This window comes from Tunicatimonas pelagia (assembly GCF_030506325.1).
GTDB classification, from domain to species: Bacteria; Bacteroidota; Bacteroidia; order Cytophagales; family Cyclobacteriaceae; genus Tunicatimonas; species Tunicatimonas pelagia.
In genome coordinates, this window is the sequence record NZ_CP120683.1 from 6663529 (window position 1) to 6684744 (window position 21216).

17 protein-coding genes are annotated in these 21216 nt (G+C 47.9%); 11 read left to right on the top strand and 6 right to left on the bottom strand.

Translation table 11 applies throughout. The features are described 5' to 3' along the window. The first annotated feature begins 14 nt into the window (after positions 1 to 14). The 4 genes from P0M28_RS28420 (at position 15) to P0M28_RS28435 (ending at position 6569) form a co-directional block, all read left to right on the top strand. On the top strand, positions 15 to 1235 hold the full coding sequence (locus P0M28_RS28420; protein WP_302206891.1) for a hypothetical protein: 1221 nt from the start codon (positions 15 to 17) through the stop codon (positions 1233 to 1235). Positions 1236 to 1254: 19 nt separating this feature from the next. Next, a complete protein-coding gene (locus P0M28_RS28425; RefSeq protein WP_302206892.1) occupies positions 1255 to 2916 on the top strand; it encodes a DUF8832 domain-containing protein in 1662 nt (553 codons plus the stop codon). 591 nt (positions 2917 to 3507) lie between these two features. Further along, positions 3508 to 6312: a bifunctional aconitate hydratase 2/2-methylisocitrate dehydratase gene (locus tag P0M28_RS28430; protein WP_302206893.1), complete on the top strand. Its 2805-nt coding sequence runs from the start codon at positions 3508 to 3510 to the stop codon at positions 6310 to 6312. Positions 6313 to 6407: 95 nt separating this feature from the next. Then, positions 6408 to 6569 (top strand): hypothetical protein, encoded by a 162-nt coding sequence (locus P0M28_RS28435; protein WP_302206894.1) that lies wholly within the window; start codon positions 6408 to 6410, stop codon positions 6567 to 6569. Positions 6570 to 6643: 74 nt separating this feature from the next. Here P0M28_RS28435 and P0M28_RS28440 read toward each other — a convergent pair whose 3' ends face one another. The 4 genes from P0M28_RS28440 to P0M28_RS28455 all read right to left on the bottom strand — a co-directional run bounded on the left by P0M28_RS28440 (position 6644) and on the right by P0M28_RS28455 (position 11452). Continuing rightward, entirely contained in the window at positions 6644 to 7858 is a 1215-nt protein-coding gene (locus tag P0M28_RS28440; RefSeq protein WP_302206895.1) for a hypothetical protein, read from the bottom strand. A gap of 29 nt (positions 7859 to 7887) precedes the next feature. Further along, positions 7888 to 9972: a TonB-dependent receptor gene (locus tag P0M28_RS28445; protein ID WP_302206896.1), complete on the bottom strand. Its 2085-nt coding sequence runs from the start codon at positions 9970 to 9972 to the stop codon at positions 7888 to 7890. A gap of 36 nt (positions 9973 to 10008) precedes the next feature. Then, positions 10009 to 10614, bottom strand: a complete 606-nt coding sequence (locus P0M28_RS28450; RefSeq protein ID WP_302206897.1) for a hypothetical protein — start codon at positions 10612 to 10614, stop codon at positions 10009 to 10011. A 277-nt stretch (positions 10615 to 10891) separates the two neighbouring features. Next, positions 10892 to 11452: a sigma-70 family RNA polymerase sigma factor gene (locus tag P0M28_RS28455; RefSeq protein ID WP_302206898.1), complete on the bottom strand. Its 561-nt coding sequence runs from the start codon at positions 11450 to 11452 to the stop codon at positions 10892 to 10894. 361 nt (positions 11453 to 11813) lie between these two features. Between P0M28_RS28455 and P0M28_RS28460 the strand changes: the two genes are divergently transcribed. From P0M28_RS28460 to P0M28_RS28490, 7 genes are all read left to right on the top strand, one after another. Further along, positions 11814 to 12332 carry a DinB family protein gene (locus P0M28_RS28460; protein WP_302206899.1) on the top strand — a complete coding sequence of 173 codons (519 nt, stop codon included), beginning with the start codon at positions 11814 to 11816 and terminating at the stop codon, positions 12330 to 12332. A 62-nt stretch (positions 12333 to 12394) separates the two neighbouring features. After that, positions 12395 to 13123 (top strand): siderophore-interacting protein, encoded by a 729-nt coding sequence (locus P0M28_RS28465; protein WP_302206900.1) that lies wholly within the window; start codon positions 12395 to 12397, stop codon positions 13121 to 13123. A gap of 1 nt (position 13124) precedes the next feature. Beyond that, positions 13125 to 14873, top strand: a complete 1749-nt coding sequence (locus tag P0M28_RS28470) for an ABC transporter ATP-binding protein (RefSeq protein WP_302206901.1) — start codon at positions 13125 to 13127, stop codon at positions 14871 to 14873. A gap of 49 nt (positions 14874 to 14922) precedes the next feature. Next, a complete protein-coding gene (locus P0M28_RS28475) occupies positions 14923 to 16665 on the top strand; it encodes an ABC transporter ATP-binding protein (RefSeq protein ID WP_302206902.1) in 1743 nt (580 codons plus the stop codon). A gap of 54 nt (positions 16666 to 16719) precedes the next feature. Beyond that, on the top strand, positions 16720 to 17448 hold the full coding sequence (locus P0M28_RS28480; RefSeq protein ID WP_302206903.1) for a hypothetical protein: 729 nt from the start codon (positions 16720 to 16722) through the stop codon (positions 17446 to 17448). 382 nt (positions 17449 to 17830) lie between these two features. Then, positions 17831 to 18223 carry a serine hydrolase gene (locus tag P0M28_RS28485; RefSeq protein WP_302206904.1) on the top strand — a complete coding sequence of 131 codons (393 nt, stop codon included), beginning with the start codon at positions 17831 to 17833 and terminating at the stop codon, positions 18221 to 18223. Continuing rightward, positions 18220 to 18843: a helix-turn-helix domain-containing protein gene (locus P0M28_RS28490; protein WP_302206905.1), complete on the top strand. Its 624-nt coding sequence runs from the start codon at positions 18220 to 18222 to the stop codon at positions 18841 to 18843. Before P0M28_RS28485 ends, P0M28_RS28490 begins: the two co-directional genes overlap by 4 nt. A gap of 398 nt (positions 18844 to 19241) precedes the next feature. On the opposite strand, the gene azu is transcribed toward P0M28_RS28490, so the two are convergent. Together azu and P0M28_RS28500 are read right to left on the bottom strand one after the other, a co-directional pair. After that, a complete protein-coding gene (gene azu / locus P0M28_RS28495) occupies positions 19242 to 19757 on the bottom strand; it encodes an azurin (RefSeq protein ID WP_302206906.1) in 516 nt (171 codons plus the stop codon). A gap of 301 nt (positions 19758 to 20058) precedes the next feature. Further along, positions 20059 to 21048: a helix-turn-helix domain-containing protein gene (locus P0M28_RS28500; RefSeq protein ID WP_302206907.1), complete on the bottom strand. Its 990-nt coding sequence runs from the start codon at positions 21046 to 21048 to the stop codon at positions 20059 to 20061. Positions 21049 to 21216: the final 168 nt, after the last annotated feature.

Below are 21216 nucleotides of genomic sequence, written 5' to 3' on the forward strand. Positions count from 1 at the left end.
ATTACTAAGACTACATGGAAACAACACTTGCTTCTAAAACTGTTGCTGCCCCTTTGCCTCAGGCAAGTGCAGCTTCCCTGCTGCTCAATATCCCTTGGTTTATCTACGCCACCGTGTTTGCCTCTTTATGCATTGTGGTGGGCCTAATCTGGGATATTTCCTGGCACATGAGCATTGGTCGCGACGGATTACTATCCCCTCCTCATCTAGCTATGTACTTGGGGGCTATCATTGCGGGCACTTTCTCTGGCTACCAGGTACTTCAGACGACTTTCGCGGGAAAAGAAGTCCAGAAGAAGCAATCGGTGCGTTTCTGGGGCATTTTCTACAGCTCATTAGGAGCATTATTCTGTATCTGGGGAGCGTTGGCAATGCTCACCTCAGCCCCTTTTGACGATTGGTGGCACGATACCTACGGACTGGATGTAACGATTCTTTCCCCGCCCCACACCGTGCTGGCTCTCGGTATGATGACCATTCAGTTCGGGGCGATTATTTCCGTGTTGGCTCTGCAAAACCGAACGGATGCTACGGATTTGCCTGTCGACCTTCAGCAGCGACGGCAACGTAGGCTTCAAGTATTTTACATTATTGCTGCGGGATTTTTTCTGACGATGCTATTTATAATTGCCTCGGAGTTTCAGGGGCGGCATGACATGCATCGCAGTAGTTTTTATATCATTGGTGGAGGACTTTACACTTTTCTGCTCAGTGCCATCGCCCGCTCATCCCCCCTGAAGTGGGCGGCTACTGCTACCACTGCGGTATATATGACGGTACTCATGCTGATGAACTGGATACTGCCGCTATTTTCAGCTAAGCCGATGCTAGGGCCCATTCTGAATCATATCGATCACTTTCAGGCTTTTGACTTTCCACTCTTACTGATTTTTCCGGCCCTCACCATTGATGGGGTACTTAACCGTTTCCGTGGTAAAAACGATTGGCTACAAGCTTTGGTGATAGCGGTGCTATTCATTGGGGTTTTTGCGGCAGTGCAGTGGCCTTTCGGTGATTTTCTGATGTCGCCCTACGCTCGTAATGGGTTCTTCGGCACCGAGACATGGTACTTTAGTAATAACCCTGACTGGGAGTACCGTTATGCCTTCGCTCCCTGGATGGAGACGACCGGATGGAATCTGGTTGTCGGATTACTAACGGCGGTAGGAGTGTCGGTGCTGACTACCCGCTTAGGCCTGTACTGGGGCCGTTGGATGCAGCAAGTTCGTCGGTAACCTAATTAAAACGAATCAGATGAAGGTTGTAAAAATTCTTTTGACAGGTATGGGCTTTCTGCTGGCTTTGAGTACCCAAGCCCACGTAGGGAGTCCCGGAGTGGTGTTTGAGGGTAAAGCCGGGCCGTATTCGCTACTGGTGAGTATTGACCCGCCCGAGGTAATCCCCGGGACTGCTCAAGTGCAAATCATTGTCGATAACGGGATAATTGACCACATTTGGGTGAAGCCGATCTACTGGTACGCGGGCGATGAAGGCTCACCTTCGCCCGATGAAGCCCTGCCTTCCGAAGAAAATTCCCTTCAATACGAAGGAATGGTTTGGCTGATGTCTAGTGGCACGGCTAGTTTAGAAATAACTGTAGAAGGTGCTCAAGGAAAGGGAGTAGTGGTGGTACCGGTAATGGCTGCATCCACCGCTCAAAAGGAGATGGAGCCATTATTAGGATGGGTACTGGCTGGACTAGGCATACTATTGGTCGTGCTGATGGTGACGATCATTGGGGCTAGCGTCAGCGACGGAACATTGTCACCCGATCAGCCGTTTACACCCCGCCATCGTCGTCAGCGCTGGGTAGGGGCCGGAATAGCCCTGCTCGTATTGAGCTTGGTGCTATACGGGGGGAACTCTTGGTGGCAAAATTGGGCGGATCGTTATCAGCGCTACATGTACCGCCCGTTCCAGGCCACCTCAACAATTCTGGAAACGGAGGAAGGGAAAGTATTGAACTTCGCTATTGATACTACCTACCTTTCGTACCGGGGGGAAGGTAGCCGAACCAGCTACTTCATTCCCGACCACGGTAAGCTGATGCATATGTTCTTGATTCGGGAGGGAAGCTTAGATGCCTTTGCCCATTTGCACCCTCAGCGGGTAGATACGCTAAACTACCAAGTAAAACTACCACCGCTGCCGCAGGGTCGGTACTTCGTCTACGCCGACGTAGTTCGTTGGAACGGTTTTGCTGAAACCATCGCCGATACGGTAGATATCCCTGAAACTCCACTACCCGCTCGCCTCGCCTCGGTCACTGAAGCTGATCTTTACGTCGATCCCGACGATACGTATATCATCTCTAATCCGGTGGGAAACCAGAAACCACAGTTACAGGCTAATCAGATTGTAGTCTGTGGCAAACCCGGCATTGATACACCGCTGCCGGACGGTTCTACGGCTATCTGGGAGCACGAGGCCAATGAGCCACTCGTAGTTGGTAAGCTATATCCGATGACCTTTGCCATTCAAGATCCAGAAGGGAATCCAGCCCAACTAGAACCCTACATGGGTATGATGGGACACATGGTGGTATTTAAAAACGACGGCAGTGTGTACGTTCATCTACACCCGGTCGGAAACTACTCTATGGCCTCGCAGTCGGTACTGGAGAGCCGCATTGCCGAGGATCAAACCCTGCCTACCTTGCCTGACCCTGTACAGTTCACGGATAGCATCAACCAATTGGTAGCATCCATTCGGGCAATGAGTGATCCAGAGCGGGAAGGTTTTTTGATGGAAGACATGGGGCACGATACGGATGATGAAAGCGGAGCGCACGTTGGCCACTCCGTTGTCACTTTTCCCTACGTGTTCCCTGAAGCAGGCGACTACCGCATCTGGATACAGATGAAGCGGGTCGGACAGGTGCTCAACAGTGCTTTTGATGTAACGGTAAGTGAGTAGCGTATGTATTACCCCTTACATTTCCTACGTCTTAAGTACTTTTTATGCGATCACAACTTTTGGTCTATGATAAGCGCATCAACATAAGATTATATTGACTCGAGTCAGTAGGGGTGTACGACAATTTTACAAAAATAACGTTATCTCCAGGAGGCCCTGCGTCCGGCGAATTTCGGTGGATGCCACGCGCCCATCGGGGGTGCCGACCAGCGTAGGGCGGGGTATCCCGTAGCATAGAGGGAGATACCGGAACAGGTTCGTCAAGACAATATGCACTTCTGTCGTATACCCGCCAGTAGAGCAGCCTTTCAAATGTTGAACTACTTTAGTTACGCATAGGCTTTACCATCTTGAAATCATGCTTTCACATTCAAAAATTCGTGGATAGTGCTACCGAGTTAGTGCTCTACGACAAACCATCGGAGAAGCCTAATCAATTCCGCCCCCACGCTCATCGCTCTTCTCGAGCGGGCCAGAGTACGCTAAATCAGGCAAATTGTTTACTTTTGCTACCGGGAAAGAATTTAGTAATCTCTTTTTTTGTTTTCTAATATGATTCATGGCTTTCCCTTACGTTAACAAAATATTTCTATGAGTAGATACAGTGAATACCTGAAGGAGATTGAAGAGAGAAAAGATCAAAACCTCCATCCCAAGCCGATTGATGGGGCAGCATTGCTAAGCGAGATTATCGAGCAAATCAAAGATGTAGATAACGAGCACCGATCTGATTCCCTTCACTTTTTCATTTATAATGTGTTGCCTGGCACTACCCGTGCGGCTGAGGTAAAGGCCACGTTCTTGAAAGAAATTATCCTGGGTGAAGCTGCGGTAGAAGAAATTTCACCGGCATTTGCCCTCGAGCAACTATCGCACATGAAGGGCGGACCTTCCGTGGAGGTACTCCTCGACCTGGCGTTGGGCGACGATAAGGCCATTGCCGAAGAAGCCGCTGAGGTATTGAAGACCCAGGTGTTCCTCTACGAAGCCGATATGGATCGTTTGGGAAAAGCGTATGACTCGGGCAGCGAAATTGCCCGGGATATTCTCGAAAGCTACGCGAAAGCCGAGTTTTTCACTAAGCTACCGGAGATAGAAGAAGAAATTGAGCTAGTGACATTTATCGCGGGCGTAGGAGATATTTCTACCGATTTGCTTTCTCCGGGTAGTGACGCTCACTCTCGGTCAGACCGCGAGCTACACGGTCAGTGTATGTTCGAACATAATAAGGAGCAACAAAACGCACTCCGGACACTGCAAGAAAAGCATCCGAACAAGCGAGTAATGCTGATCGCCGAAAAGGGGACAATGGGGGTAGGCTCTTCCCGAATGTCGGGGGTAAATAACGTAGCCCTTTGGATTGGAAAACAAGCGAGTCCGTACGTACCCTTTATTAATATTGCTCCGGTGGTAGCGGGTACCAATGGTATCTCACCCATCTTCCTGACCACCGTGGGCGTGACCGGAGGTATCGGCCTGGACCTTAAAAATTGGGTGAAAAAACACGATGACGCGGGTAATCTCGTCGTAGACGAAGCCGGTGAACCCATTCTGGAACAAACCTACTCCGTCGATACCGGCACGGTGCTCACCATCAATACGAAGACGAAAAAACTGTACAAGGGGGATCAAGAATTGATGGACGTCTCTTCGGCATTTACGCCTCAGAAAATGGAGTTTATGCGAGCGGGAGGATCCTACGCCATCGTGTTCGGTAAAAAGCTACAGACGTTTGCCGCCCAGACGCTGGGCATGGACGTTCCGCCTGTGTTCGCCCCGTCGAAAGAAGTTTCCCACGAAGGGCAGGGGCTTACAGCGGTAGAGAAAATCTTCAATAAAAACGCCGTGGGCACTTCAGGAGCCACGCTACACGCGGGTTCGTACGTACGAGCGGAAGTCAACATCGTAGGCTCCCAGGATACTACCGGCCTGATGACTTCCCAAGAACTGGAAATGATGGCGGCCACGGTGATTTCGCCCATCGTAGATGCTGGCTATCAGTCGGGGTGCCACACCGCTTCCGTATGGGATCGTAAATCGCAGGAAAATATCCCGAGGCTGATGAAGTTTATGCATGATTTCGGGCTGATTACGGCGCGTGATCCTGAGCACAAATACCACCCGCTGACCGATGTCATCCACAAGGTACTCAACGATATTACGATAGACGATTGGGCGATCGTTATAGGGGGCGACTCGCACACCAGGATGTCTAAAGGCGTGGCTTTCGGAGCCGACTCGGGAACGGTGGCCTTGGCCCTGGCAACGGGAGAGGCTTCTATGCCCATCCCCGAATCAGTGAAAGTGACGTTCGAAGGGAAAATGAAGGACTATATGGATTTTCGGGACGTCGTTCATGCTACCCAAGCGCAGATGCTTAAAAAGTTTAAGGGCGAGAATGTATTCCAAGGCCGGGTAATTGAAGTTCATATCGGGACACTACCTTCTGACCAGGCATTTACCTTTACGGATTGGACCGCGGAAATGAAGGCGAAGGCTTCTATCTGTATTTCACAAGACGATACGCTGATCGAGTCGCTGGAAATAGCCAAAGGGAGAATCCAGATCATGATTGATAAAGGGATGGACAACGAGCAACAGGTGCTGCAAGGACTCATTGATAAGGCCAACGAAAGAATAGCCCAGATCCAATCCGGCGAAAAACCGGCCCTGGCCCCGGATGCCAATGCTCACTACTACGCGGAATTTGTCGTTGACTTAGACATCATCAACGAGCCGATGATCGCCGACCCGGACGTGAATAACGAAGACGTCTCTAAACGATATACCCACGACACCATTCGGGAGCTTACTTATTATGCGGGGGAGAAAAAGGTAGACCTCGGGTTTGTGGGTTCTTGTATGGTACACAAGGGTGACATTAAGATCGTTTCTAAGATGCTTAAGAACCTGGAAGAAAAATACGGTAAGGTTGAGTTTGGAGCCCCTTTGGTCGTAACGGCCCCTACCTACAACATCATTGATGAACTCAAAGAAGAGGGCGACTGGGAAGTACTCCAGAAGTATTCTGGTTTTGAGTTTGATGATGCAGCTCCTAAAAGCACCGCGCGTACCGAATACGATAACATTCTGTATCTAGAGCGACCGGGTTGTAACCTTTGTATGGGTAATCAAGAGAAAGCCGAAAAAGGAGATACTGTGATGGCGACTTCTACCCGTTTGTTTCAAGGACGGGTTGTCAAAGACTCAGACCGCAAGAAAGGCGAATCTTTATTAGCATCTACCCCTGTCGTAGTTCTTTCGGCTATTCTGGGCCGAACCCCTACAATTGAGGAATATAGAACAGCAGTGAACGGCATTAAGCTCACGCAATTTGCCCCTCCCCTCAAGCAGTTGACTTCGGGTCCAGCACCATCACACCAGATTTCCTACTAGACTTTGAAATAGTACCTGGGCAAAAAACTGGTGGCGAAGTAAGGCTTACATACTCGAATAAGGAGGAAAATATGTTCACATGAGCGTACGGCCGTATGCCGTGGAGAACAGACATGTTTAACGGACTCAGTGAGGAAGGGGAAGAAAGGTGTCTGACATCTCTTTCGGGTAGGTGGAATCAGGCATCAGCCGAAGGTGCCTTGGTTACTGCTAAGGACTCAGTGAACGTTCTCTTTGGAAGGTGGTACCTGCCGTAACATCCAGCAGGTACCACTGTTTAGCCTACCGGTAAACGCGGCAGTAGATAGTTTACGTACGACAAAATGGTGGCTTATCTTATTTTCTGAATAGTTACTGGCCAGGAATTATCGGCTTCGTAAAGCAGTTCAGCCCCCGAAGAAGTCACGCGGAATAAGCGAGTATTAACCGTAGCGTAATCGTTGTCAGGAAACTCACCGGCAGGAAAAAAGAGCGCATCGCCCACGATAAAATCTACATTATTGATCCAAGACTGCACATTTTCACCCACGATGGTGTAATTGGTCACTTGCTCATCCGATACGCTGACCTTCTTGAGGGTTGCTCGCGCCACGGCGTAGTAGTTGTCCGGGGTAATGCTCTCGGGCAGGGGTTCCACTGTGGTTTCTACCACCATTTCGTTGTCGTTTAGCAGATAGACGTGCGAAGGTGGCCCTTCTACCAACGCCCCTAAATCCATCTCGAAGGAAGGATCGAACTCGCCGGTATTCATATCAAAACGCAGCATTTTACCAAAATTGGTTACATCCGCATTATTGCCGAAGACCATCGGAAAATGAATTCCCCGGTTTGGAGTCAAATAAACGATCCCCTGGCTGTCCATAACGCTGGAAGAGGTAGTTGACATGCGCGCATCCGTTTTATACTCCATCGTTTTGCTGTTTACATCGTATAAACCCACCATCACCATATCATCTACTTTAAATCCACTGTCGGGATCAATATTATTGACCACCAGCAGTATTCTGTCGTTATGTACCTGTACATGGCGATAGGCTGGAGAAGAGTAGCCGTTGGGTGCCGTTGTAATAGTGGTTGTTTCGGTGATCGACATGTCGGCGGGGTTCCACTCTACTACCTGACCGTTCAACACGTCAAATACAAAGGCTCGCGTTTCGGAATGAAAGGTGAACGGAGCATAAGCGGGGATGCCGATGTTGGCAAAACTAATAGTGGTACCCCGGTTCAGTGCCAACTCCGGAGATACTTCCCATTTGGTTACAGTACGGGTGTCCCAGTTAAAGGAGAACACATCGCCATTATAAGTCACGGCGTCGGACAAACTACCCAACTCGACCATATTGGCTCGGTCGGGTTCCGTTTCCGGAAACTCAGCGTAGGCTCCCATGTACATAATAAAGCCATCGGGAGAACTGGTATTAATGGCGTACAATACAGCGGAAGTAGATTCAGTGTTGAGATTGTCTCCCGCATCATCCGAATCACAAGCAGCGAAACTGACGATGGCAAATAGGGCGGCAAGCCATAAACTTTTCGTGGTAATCATGTTTATGTTGTTTGAATGATGATAAAACATTAAAATTGAATGGTGTTTTTTAGAAAAAAAGATCGTCCCGGACGCTGAGCCCCGAAGAAGTCATAGACTCGAGCATCAGCTGCGTTAAACATCTCAGTAGTAACTACCCATCGGATTTTGCCTACTTCCCGTTCGGAGGTGAGCTGTCCGCCCAGTTCGCCCCCCAACGAGCGGGCGGTGAACACATTGTCGTAGAGCGAACTACGCCCAATTCCCTGCAAAAATACAATGTGGTCGTTAATCTCTCGCCAGAAGAACACCGGATTGACCGTCCACTGCCAAGCACTTCGGGCTGACGGGCGCAGCTGTAGCTCGACATTGGTATTGTGCCCACGTTCGGGGTTGAGTTCTAAGTTGTCGGAAATAAACGCGCCATCACCCAGTACCTCATCAACCCGGGGCAACCGGGTGGCCCACTCGTAGGATAGCTTAGCCAGTAAAGTGGGGGTGAAGCGATAGCGTAAACTAGTTCCGGCTCCCCATCGGGATTTACCGTTGCTTTCAGTACGTATTCCTTCACCATCGCGAGAGGGTTCCTCTGACGCATACGCTACCTGATAATACTTAGCGAAGGTATTTATTTCTAGTCGATCGCTGCGCGAACGAACGGTGTGAGCCAACGAAGAAATCTGGGTGCGGTAGGTACTCAGTGTACCAAACGGATCAAAAGCTCCGGCAAAGCGGTCGTCTCCGGTACGATATACATAGGTTCCGAAGGTTTGGGCGAGTAAACTATGCTGCTCGTTGAATTCGTAGGTCAGGTTTACTTTGTGGAAGAGGCGATGCGTCCACAAAAACTGATGCGCTGGGCTGCCCGATTCCACTTCCCCTTGGGTATTTCGCCGATCAATCACCTCGCCGTACCAGTTATAGAAGTTTTGGGCGCTGTCCACATACTCCGTTTCGGTGTAGTTGTAGCCCAGGGCGGCAGTCACCTTCCAGGGTTGAGCCAGTTGATGTTCGTAGCGAAGCGTGGCACCCGAAGTTTTTCGGCTGAAGTTGACCTCCCCGAAAGGGATCCCCAAGATCAGGGGAGGATTACCTGGACGTTCTACTCCCAGTTGGGCGTGCTGTATTTCTTGATCGTTGGTCGAGACGTACAACTCTAAGCTAAGTAAATCTAGGTTTTTTCGTCCCTTAATTCCTGTTTCGGCAGTTATTCCGTAGCCCTGGTAGGCATCGTGAAACTTCTCTACGGGTTCTTCGGTGAGCCTTCCTTGTTCATCGGGGATACCCATAAAAATAGCGTAGTCATTACGAGCAAAGTCATAGTAAAGGCCGGTATTGGCGAAGAAGTGATTGTCTCCGTAGTAGCTCACATTGGCTTCGGCTCGTTGGGTGCCAAATGAGCCAAACTGATAGGATGCTGACCCGTGCCAGCCGGGGGGTACAGGCTTCGGAATCACGTGCACAGCTCCTCCCAGGGCATCGGCTCCCAGAGCGGTAGGTACCACTCCCTTGTAAATATCTACCCGCTCGAGCATACCCACCGGAATATTGGCCAGGCCAAAACCAAAAGCCGAAAAATCTAACGGCACATCGTAGTAAAAATAACGAATCTGGTCGTCGGTTAAGCCGTTTAGACTCAACCGGATGGATGAACCAAGCCCGCCGCTGCGCTGCACACTCACCCCTTTAGTTTGGGCAAGTACCTGCCCCAAATCGGCTGAGCGAACCACAGCTTTCTGAAGAGAGACTACTTCAATGCTGTTCGCCGATCTTTTCATTACACTCGCCTCTGACTCGCCCACCACCACTACTTCCTCCATCCCGGTCACACTGGCGGACAGTTGAGCGTTCCAAACAGCGGTCTGCCGAGCCTTTAGGGTCAACCGCCTGGTTTGTTGTTCGTAGCCTACCGACGAGGCTTCCAGTGCATAACTACCAGAGGCTACATTTGGTATCTGATACGTTCCATCGGTATTGGTAATCGCTCCCAGCGATGAATCAAGTATCCGGACAGTCGCCCCGGGTAACGCTTGTCCTTTCTTATCGGTTACCTTACCCCGAATGCTACCCACCTGCGCCATACTAGGCAAAACTATTCCCCCGCTAATCATCAGCCACGCCAGTAATTTTTTCATAATATCGTCTCAAATTCTTTTAGGCATCACGCAGGTTTAGGCTTGCACGCACTTCACCGAAAAGTTACTTGTTTGGTAGGGCGAGTAGGTAGGGGCGATGATGAAGTTGTTGATTCTTTTGATGACCAGCTCCTGGTGGGGTTTGGTCAGGTGATAAATTTGGTGGGGTTCTAAATCAAGTCGCTCACCGTGGCAGCGAACGGTCTTACGGGTAGTGGAAGTATTTTGAAGCTGTACGATACCCTGAAACTCAATTTCGCACACCTGATCCGTTACCTTTTCTGATTTTCCACTTCCCGTCAGTACCAATACGTACCCTTCTGGCTCAGTAGAGGCCGTTCGGTCATCATAGCCAAACTCATGGACAGATACCCAATACCCAGCATTGAGTAAACCGAACAAAAAGCAGGCAGCCGCTAGGTAGCGGACAACTTTTTTGTGTACCGGAAGTACTTTTGCTTGGGAATGGCCTATGGTTTGGGAAATACTGTTCCACCCACGGGTACGTTCTGCGGCGAAGGTCGATAGGGGCGAAGAGGCACTCAGGTTATCGTCGGCGAGCCACCGCTCAACGCGACGACGTTCTTCTTCGGAGCAGGTGCCCGCCGCGTACTTTTTTAGTAATTCAGGAGAAATATTCATCAGACCGTAGTATTGCTTTCTATACTACTATCCGAACGGGCGGGGCATTAGGTGAAGGTCAGTGGTGAAAAAATATCGAATTTATTTCGAACGTAAGTGTAATCGGCTCACATTGAGATATTTATATTTTCGGTTTCAGGCGATCTGATGTGGTTGTAGAAGAAGACTAGACTGCTAAGTGGTCACGGAAGATGTCCGACGTTTGAGTGCCAAAGTATTTCTCTGACGATAGCGATTAAAACGTCGGACATCTCTTTAAACAGGTGTAAAGCAACTGTCAAGGCTGGGCGCGAGTGTAATCCGGTAGTTTTTCGCGTAAAAAGGTTGTGGCCTTAGCCAGGTGATACGCCACGGCCCGTTCGGAGATCAGCAGCGACGAGGCAATCTCTTTATTGGATAACCCCTGTTCGCGACTCATTCGATACACCCGACGACATTGGCAAGGAAGCCGATCCACCAGTGTATCTACGTTATCTTTCAACTCGGCATAAGCAATCTCCTGTTCGGTGCAGTGACTGGCATCGCAGTAGTCGAGGGTGGCTTGCTGATGGTGATGCCGCTGTCGGGCTTCTTTTCTGAAGTGGTCGATCAGGCGATACTTGAAAAGTCGCAGTAGATAGTACTCTACTTTTTCCTTGGCAACCAACGTATCTCTCTTCTCCCAGGCCGATATAAAAAGCTCCTGAATGAGTTCGCGGGTAATCTCAGTATCTTTAGTTTGTGCGTAGCCAATTTCGTACATCGTATCAAAACATCGTTGGTAGATCTGCTCCAGCCCTTCGGGGGTACTGATATCCGGTTCGGAAGGTTTGGGCTTCTTTCTAAAAAGCAGAGACATACAATTTTACTGGCTAGGAAGGTATGATAAATTGCTTGCTTGTGATAAATACAATAATAAACTATATTGTTTAGAATAATTATAAATAACAGAAAAAGTTGACTAGATTGGCTGTTGGATGACTTTGAGGGGCATAAATAAATCTACGTGGTTAGTGGCCAGCAATAGCGAAAAAGGCATCTGATGTTTCGGGCTCTACCGTTAAAGGTGACGCTTCGTCGCTCCAACGTTAGGTGTCTTCCGCAATTAGTCAAATATCCTTTCCGCGTAAATCTTATTCCGTCTAGCGTTAGCACAGTCGAGAAACTCCTTAATAAGTTTACACGAGCATTATACACCATACTGACAAAGCAGTCTGACTATGAGGCGAAATATACTGTTAATCGGAATTGTTATTCTCTTTTTGGGTTGTTCAAAAAATAAAGATAATACGGAGGTTAAATCCTTACTAGCCGACCTAATGAAAAAAAGTCATACGGAACAACATTGGTTCGTTCCGACAAAAACTGCGCTTGAAGGACTGACAGTAGAGCAATCAAACTGGAGAGATAGCACAGAAAACCACTCAATTGGAGAATTGGTATCACACTTGGTTTTTTGGAATGGAATCAACTTAAGGGCTTTCAACGGAGAAGATATGACTGATTTTGAGGTTGATAATGAAACCACCTTTAGAATGTATACTGAAAATGAGTGGGTAAGCCTCGTTAACGAACTTGATAGTATCCAAACGGAATGGGAGTCAATAATTGTACAAGCCACTGATGAACAATTGGCAGAATGGAGTAAAGAAATTGCTAATATCCAAGCGCATAACGCTTATCATGCTGGACAAATCATTTATATACGGAAACGTAATGGTTGGTGGAATAAAAAATAAATCTTGGCCAAGAACGGGAAGTAAAACTATCAACTTTCCATTATCAATTTTCAGCTAACAGTATGCCTAGTTTACCCAAGTGGATTGCTAACGGTACCGAAGTGCTTTTTAGCCGCATGATGCACCCTGTGGAAGTTAGCCAGATTGATTACCTGGATGACAAACTGAAGCGCGTTCGATTCTTCGGCGATTTACGTTCAGCCAGCTATATTCCCGGTCAAGTCATTGAGTTTCGGGTAAATGAAACTGAGTTTCGGCATTATACTCCGGCTCACTACGATCAGGAACAAGGAGTCTGCGAAGTTCTCTTTTATCTCCACGATTACGGTCCCGGTAGCCAGTGGGCGGAACGGCTGCAAGTGGGTGATACTACGAAGCTGATGGGACCGGGCGGTAAGATGCAATTTCAATCTGAATACCAATACCACTTTATTTTTGGCGATGAATCTTCTTTGGGCTTATGCAGGATACTGAAGTCAGCGGCCGATGCCCAGCATCAAGAGTACCTCTGTCTACTGGAGCTAGCCCAAGCTCATTGTCACTGGCCAAGCTTGGTAGATCTTCAGGCAGATATAGTCACTAATACTAACCAAAACCCCGCTCAAGAAGCCGTTCGGGTGCTGCGCGATATGCAAGGCAAGCTGTGGAACACCTGGCAACGAGCCACTTTCTACCTCACCGGACGAGCGAAATCTATTCAGGCTGTTCGCCAAGCATTAATTAAAAGAGGAGTGGGGGCGAAACAAATCATCACCTTCCCGTACTGGGCGGATGGTAAAACCGGATTGTAATATGGAAAAGAAGAAAAAAGATGGCATCGCCCGATTGCTGGAAATTGCGGGCCGTAAAAAGTACCAACTGGCGTTATCGGGATTACTAGCCGTACTGCACGCAGCTCTGGCCTTAGTGCCCTACGTCTTGGTTTACTATATTCTTCGGGAGTTAGTGAATCCCCCGCTGGATACCGAATTAGTGCAGCGTTACCTAGGTTGGGCGATTGCTGCAGGAGTGGGAAGCTACGCACTGCTCTACGCTTCGGGGATGACTTCGCACGTGGCCGCTTTTAACATCTTGTATGAGCTTCGTCAGCAAACCGCCGCCAAACTGGGGCAGTTGCCCCTGGGGTTTATCGGTACCTACTCTTCCGGGACACTCAAAAAGATTGTGGCTGACGATATTGAACGCATCGAGAACTTCATCGCTCACCAGATTCCGGATTTTGTTAAAGGCTTTACCCTACCGGTGGTTACGATTGGCTATTTGTTTTACGTCGACTGGCGGTTAGCCGCGATTAGCTTTGTACCGCTGCTGGTGCTGGCGGTGTGGATGCCGCTGATGTTTCGCTCGGCCTACACCAAAGAGATGATGAAAAAACACCATCAGGCGCAAGAAGATATGAACAGTGGCATTGTAGAGTTCGTGCGAGCCATGCCCGTGATGAAAATATTCGCTCAAACCGCCGATAGCTTCCGGCAGTACAGCGGCTCCGTAAATGAATATGATACGATGGCCAAGCGATGGATGCGAAAGAGTTCTCCGCCTTTTGCCGTATTTATGAGTTTTATGAGCAACGCCACTTTGCCCGTACTCGTGCTGGGCACGTATCTGTACCTGCAAGATGGCATTACTTTCGCTACGCTGGTGTTGTTCTTGATCTTGGGAGTAGGCTACATCAAACCTATGTTTGCCCTAGCCAATATGGGTATGCAAATCACCCTGATTAATCGGGGAGTGCAGCGCATGGATGATATTTTACAGCACCCCGTCCAATCGGGGAGTAAGGAAGCCACTCACTTCTCAGATCATTCTATTGAATTTCGCCACGTGAGTTTTGCCTACGCCGAAGAAGTCAAGGTGCTTGATGATGTTTCCTTCACCATGCCCGCCGGTACCATCACGGCGTTGGTAGGGCCATCGGGTGCTGGGAAGTCGACCACGGCTCAACTGGTAGCCCGCTTCTGGGATGTACAGGAAGGTAAAGTTCTGATCGGAGGCATTGACATTCAAACCATTCCGGTGGCTACCCTTATGCAACAAGTTTCCTTCGTTTTTCAGGACAGCTTCATGTTTCAGGAAACGATGTACGAGAACATCCGCATGGGCTTGGATAAATCTGAAGCAGAGGTTATAGCTGCGGCAGAAGCTGCCCAATGCCATACGTTCATCAGCCAACTACCCCAGGGCTATCAGACTCGCTTTGGAGCGCAAGGAGTTCACCTGAGCGGTGGGGAACAGCAGCGCATCCAACTGGCGCGAGCCATTTTGAAAGATGCACCGATTCTGATCCTCGATGAAGCAACAGCTTTCAGCGATCCTGAAAATGAGTATCTCATTCAGCAGGCCTTCGGTCGTTTGATCCAAGATAAAACGGTCATCATCATTGCTCACCGCCTCAGCACCATCACCGATGCCGACCAGATTGTGGTATTTGACCAGGGTAGGGTAGCGGCCAAAGGAGCCTACCCGGAATTATTAACCCAAAGTAAATTGTACGCCCAAATGTGGAATGCCCACGTACGCGCCCAAGAATTTTCACTGTAGTTATGAATAACAATTAGTCATTATTCATCAATCATTATTCATTACTTCCATGATCAAAAACATCTTATACGCCTTTCGCTATGATTCTTCTGGTATCCGTCGGGCTCTGTTTTGGGAGTGGCTACACGGTTCGCTGATTGCGGCTCCGAGTGGCATCCTATTGGTTATTCTATGGGAACTCTTTCGGGATACCCCTGACCAGACGACCATTTGGACCACGCTCGCCGTTATGGGCGGACTGTTTCTCGTCCAGCTCTACGTAGCCCGAAAAGCCATGTTCAGCTCTAACCAGGCTACCTTTGAGATGAGCCGTCGCCTACGCTTGGCACTAGGCAACAAGCTCCAACGGCTCTCACTGGGCTACTACAAGAAGCGTGATCCCGGAGACTTAGCTTCGGTGGTGCTGCAAGACGTAGCCAACTTTGAAAATATCTTCGGTCACAGTGTGGCCAACATCGCCAATGCCGTATTCGGCACGCTGGTGCTTTCGCTGTTCTTGCTCTGGCTGGACTGGCGGTTAGCAGTCACCTTACTTCTGGCCATCGTTATTGCTGTACCCTTGATTCAGCTCAGCAAACGGTTGGTAGAAAAATACGGCAAACAACAGATTGTAGCCCGCAATGCCACTGGAGCCCGTTTTCTGGAATACGTGCAGGGAATTCGCCACATCAAGTCGTACGGCATGACCGGTGAGCGTTTCCACTCGCTAGAGCAGGCTCTGGCTAGTTTGCGACGAGAAAGCATTAAAACGGAAGCTATTCCCGGCCCTATCGTACTGACGGTGGGCGTCCTGTTCGAGGTGTTTTTTGTGCTGATGGTATGGCTGGCGTTATTTTTTCTGGCGGACGGTAACCTGACCCCTCCGGTACTTATTGCCTTTCTGATTGTGGGCTATCGGCTCTACGAGCCCATGAAAATTTTGATGGTAGAGTATCCAGTGCTGAGCTACATGAACGTGAGCCTAAGCCGAATGATTGAAGTATTAGAAGCCCCCGAGCAGGAGGCCGGACAAAACCGTCGTCCCACCACTTACGATATTGCTTTCGATCAGGTAAGCTTCAGCTACGTGGACGATAAGCTCGTCCTTAATGATGTTAGTTTTCAGGCACCGGCGGGTACCATGACGGCCTTAGTTGGTCCTTCCGGGTCGGGTAAAACGACGATCACCTCCTTGATCGCCCGCTTCTGGGACGCTCAACAGGGTACGATCAGTATCGGAGGTATTGACGTAAAAGATATGGCTCCCGCGACGGTCTACAGTCTCATTAGCGAAGTGTTTCAGGAAGTGTATCTTTTCAATGATAGTATTTATCATAATATCCAGGTAGGTAATCCGCAGGCCAGCGAAGCGCAGATTATTGCCGTAGCAGAAAAGGCTCAGGTACTGGAATTTGCTGAGGCGCTACCGCAAGGGTTACACACACTCGTGGGGGAAGGGGGCAGTAAGCTTTCCGGGGGGCAAAAACAACGCATCAGTATCGCTCGAGCTCTACTCAAAGATGCTCCGATTGTGTTACTGGACGAAGCCACCGCCAGTCTGGATCCGGAAAACGAGATTTATATTCAACATGCCATTGAAGAACTGGTAAAAGACAAAATGGTGATCGTGATTGCTCATAAGCTAGCTACTATTCAACTCGCCGATCAAATCATCGTACTCAACGAAGGGAAGGTCGCTGAACGAGGAAAGCACCACGAGTTACTAGCTTACCAAGGATTATACTTTCGGTTATGGAGTACTCAGCAGCGAGCCAGCGGGTGGAAAGTTGAGCGAAATCTAAAGATGGCTTGATAACTGCTTGGGTTATGAGTACGTATAAGTTAATATCTAACAACCTTAGCAACCATGAAAAACTTTAGATTACTTTTTTTAATTCTTCCTTTGCTTGCCGCCTGCGAAGAAGACGAACCCGATGTTGTATCCGAAGAATTACGTGATTGGGAAACATTGATTATTCCCAATGGGCGGGAAGCTGAAGCTATTGTAGGTAATATTGACGATACGCTCATGGTCACCACCATGATGAGTGCCTATTTTACTGCCGATGGCGGAGAGACTTGGCAGGAATCCGAAGGTTTGGGAGGGACTGTTTTCGATGTTCTGGAGCGTAACGACACTGTTTACGCTTTATGGGCCACCGGCTTAAGGGACTACGTAGGGCCACCGTTTGTCGCCAATCAAAGATACGCCGGTCTTGCTACTCAGTTCACAATGGATTACGGTATCACCTGGCAACGAACCCCTTATCAAGATCAGCACAGTATCAATAGCCCCGTAGGCATTGCTACATCTCCCAGCGGGGTTACCTATCGTATCAAAGATAATATCACTCCGTTGAACGCGGACACTACTTCTTACCGAACCAACTACTCTACTGTTGAGATGTACCATGAAGGACGCTGGCAAACGATAGACTTTCCGTTTGAGTACGTGCTGAACAATATCCACGTAGACGAGGATAATCGATTATATGTATCGGCTGATTCGTGGCAGTACGTACAGGATAATCAGATAACGGGGCCCGATGAGAACTATCCGGGGTTAGTATACATGTACAAGCATCCGCTGCCCTAACACATCGCAATAATTGTTAGTGGTTCTTCAGTGGTATATCCTCCCCGTTGAACCATTATTTTGTCAAAACAAAACTGCTCCCCCTGCGAAACGGTATTGCCTTTATACGTGGCAGTCTGTTGAACCGCGCGTGTACCGTCGATGCTTTGAAGGCGTGTTGGGTATTGGTATTCCCCCATGACGTCAACCAAATTATCAGCGGTGAGAGTTATCTTCATATTCGTCTGCTTTATACTAAAGTCGTAGGTTAAAGTACGGATCGCGAACGCGAATAACAAAATGCCGTCCCTTATTTTGTATACAAACTGTCTGTATCCGTGAAAATACGAACGACTAAGAGATTGTTGAACGTAACCAGTAGCAAAGAATCTAACTATGAATTATGAAGGAACCATTCAAAAAAGCTTACCTACAACTAACGAAGGCGCTGTCAGTGCTTCCTCATAAGTATATTGATAGGTATTGGGTTGGCCTTGTGGTTTCAATCTGGCCATTCATATTTGCCTACGGTCAGCAAAATCAGGCATCAATTAATAACATTGCCGAGCTTACGAGCGCGATTGAGCAGGTGATGAGAGAAACGCAAACTCCCGCCATTGGGGTGGCCCTGATTAATGCGGATGGAACGGGTTGGGTAGCCGGACTTGGCCAAGCAGATATTGAGAACGATGTAGCTGCCGATGAACAGACGATGTTTTGGATCGGATCGGTTTCAAAAATGTTTGTATCCCTCGCCATTATTTACACGAGGAAACGGGGCAGCAGGAGTGGATGAATCACTCTAATAAATCACATCAGGGATTAGAAATCTGTCTCACCCCAGCGTTCATCACCCAGTTTTTACCCGAAGATAGTCCGGATTTTCAACATTTCACTACCAGTATGACTAAGAACCAATCAACCGCCCTGACTAATTATTCTCCGGTCATTACCCCTACGATGATGCATATCATCCGTAGCATCATGCAAAGTGATACACCTACTTCCCTCAAAAAACTCTTTCTCTACTCCCGTATTATGGAATTATTGATGCTACAGTTTGAGCAAATGTATCATAGTAGCGATAGCCGGGGAATATCCAAGCAGAACAAGGAACGCATGCTCGAGGTGAAGAGCTTTCTGGAAGTACAATTAGAACCTACCTTTTCCATTCGTTCGCTAGCAAAGGATTTTGCTACTAACGAGTTTACCCTCAAGAAGGAGTTTAAGCAGTTGTTTGGGAAGAGTATCTTTGATTACTGGAATGAAGTACGATTCAGCTATGCCGGACAATTATTGAAAGAGGGTTATTCTATTCAGCAGCTAGCGGATAAGATGGGCTACAGTAGTCCTCAGAATTTTTCTACTGCTTTCAAGAGAAGGTTTGGGGTCATCCCCAGTGCCTATGAAAAATGACCGTTGAACCAGCAATTGGTTAAATCATGAAGTTTATTGTTTCTCGGCAACAATAGCGGAATAAAATGTTTGACGTTTCAAAATCTGTCATCAGCAGAGGCATTTCGCCGCTCAAACGTCGGACATCTTCCACAACTAGTCAGTGGGGCTTCTTCTACACACAAAATCATCTAGAATCAAATTAGACCTATTTTCGCCCCTATAAGCCTTTAAATTCACTTTCTTTGGTATACGACTTGAGGTGAAAGACAGTTTCTCTCTGGCGACACTCAACGATGCATTGTTATTAGAGCAGTAGTTAGTCAGAAGCTGAGCTAAACCTTATCATGTTGAAGGACTCTAGCTTACCATCATGCTACCCGCTCAGCGTTCTGGTAAGCATACTCGTATTGTATGTTCTACTCAACGATTAACTTGCCTTGCATGAGCGAGTAATGGCCGGGAAAGCTACAAATGTAATCGTAAGTACCTTTGGGAGGAGCTTCAAAAGTTATAGTATCTGACTCGCCACCCCCAATCAATTTGGTGTGAACAATAACCTGCTCGCTACCCTCCGGAATATATTCATTTTCCCGAGCGTCCAGTGCTTCATTGGCAAAGGTGGGAATATCCGTACCAGTCTTTAACAGCACAAAGTTGTGCCCCATTGCTTCCTTAGCCATCTGACCGTTATGATTTAATGTGAGCGTAACCGACTGCCCTTCCTTTACCCGAAGTTCGCTTTTGTCGTACTCCAACGCGTCGCCGGTGTTTAGTACCAGAGTAACTTCATCGGCTGATGAAGCATCGTTAGAACTTACCGAAGAAGTTTCGACTGCATCAGTGGTCTCTTCTTGATTGACATTACTACTGGAAGTGCCCCCGCATTGAAAAAAAAGGAAGGCAAAAGTTAAGGTTATAATTGATGTTTTCATACGGCTAAAACTCATCATAAATAAAATTTGTTCTTAGTTTTATAAGTAAAGCGACAGCAGTATCCCCGAAGGGTAGGAGGCCTGCCAACTACTCCTTCTTAGTTCTAAGTGAACTTATGGAGCCAGTAGGCAATAGTAGCGAAAAAGATGTCTGACGTTTAGAAGCTCATCATTAAAAGAGAGGTTTCGTTACCCAAATGTCAGATATCTTCCCCAATCGGTCAACTGATTTTCATAGATAGTTTCTTGGCTATTACCTTCTATTCGTAAACGCATTTCAACAGATAAAACATCGATCGGCTTAATACCGAACTTTGAGTTCACTCGGGGAGTAACCAAAATATTTTTTAAAGGCCGTACTAAAATGCTGAGGATTCTTATACCCAACTTTCGAACTAATTTCGGTAACGTTCATCATCCCTTCGGTCAGCAATGTTCTTGCCTCTTGCATCTTAATTTGATTCCAGTATCCGAAAACAGTGGTGCCAAACAGTTCTTTAAATCCCTTTTTCAGCGCAAATTCATTCGTGCCAACTTGCTGCGCGAGACTGTTGAGCGTAAAATTGGCATTGAGCTGCTGGTCTAGAATCTCCCGAGCCGCGTGTAATCGCTCCCAGTGCTGCTTGTCAATAGCACAAAACACGTTGCAGTCATGACTCGAAATCTGCTCTAGTTGCAGCATGAGTAGCTCGATAATATGCGACTCCAAAAACATGCGCTTAAAATGCCCGGTACGATCACAGTGAATAATTCCCTGGATCAACTTCATCATTTGTGGGGTGATCGGATAGTTGTGGGGTGAGATAACAGCCGATTGTTTCCTTTCCATGCTTTCCAGAAAAAGGTCAAATAAATGACCGTCAGGAAGGTACTTCTTCAGAAAAGAGGGCTGAACATTGATCTCCAGCAACTTCACGCTCTCCTGAGCAAACCACTCAATAGCTCCCTGAAATCCACAGGCATAGATTAGGTTGTGTTGGTTAGCATTAAAGCTTATGTCTCGGGAAAAGTTAGGTGAATTAGTGCGGGCCAGCCCTCCCAAAGCAAAGTGCATTTCTACCGTCTCCATATCGGTATCAAAATAGGCTGAGGTGGGCTTCGTCAAAAGAAAATCCCCGTAACCAATATGAATACCTTCAAAGAAAGTCTCCTTATAATAACCTTCCCCTAAAAACGCGCTGGTAGTATACTCTTTTTCGTAGTAAGCAACCCCCGGTGTTACGAAAGAGTCAGGATAATTAACTTCAACAAGCAGCTCTTCTAGCTCGGCACCGTATATTTTCGTTCTCATAAAATCCAGATAGTAATCGTGTAGCGTATTCAAACAAAGATGCATAGTAAATCAATGAACTTCAATACCTACGCATAGCGTATCAGACACTACTCATAGCTAAATTAACTAACATTTTCGGCAATTTTCATGCGTTTGGAGGCAAAAGCTTGACAGTACTCACTTTGT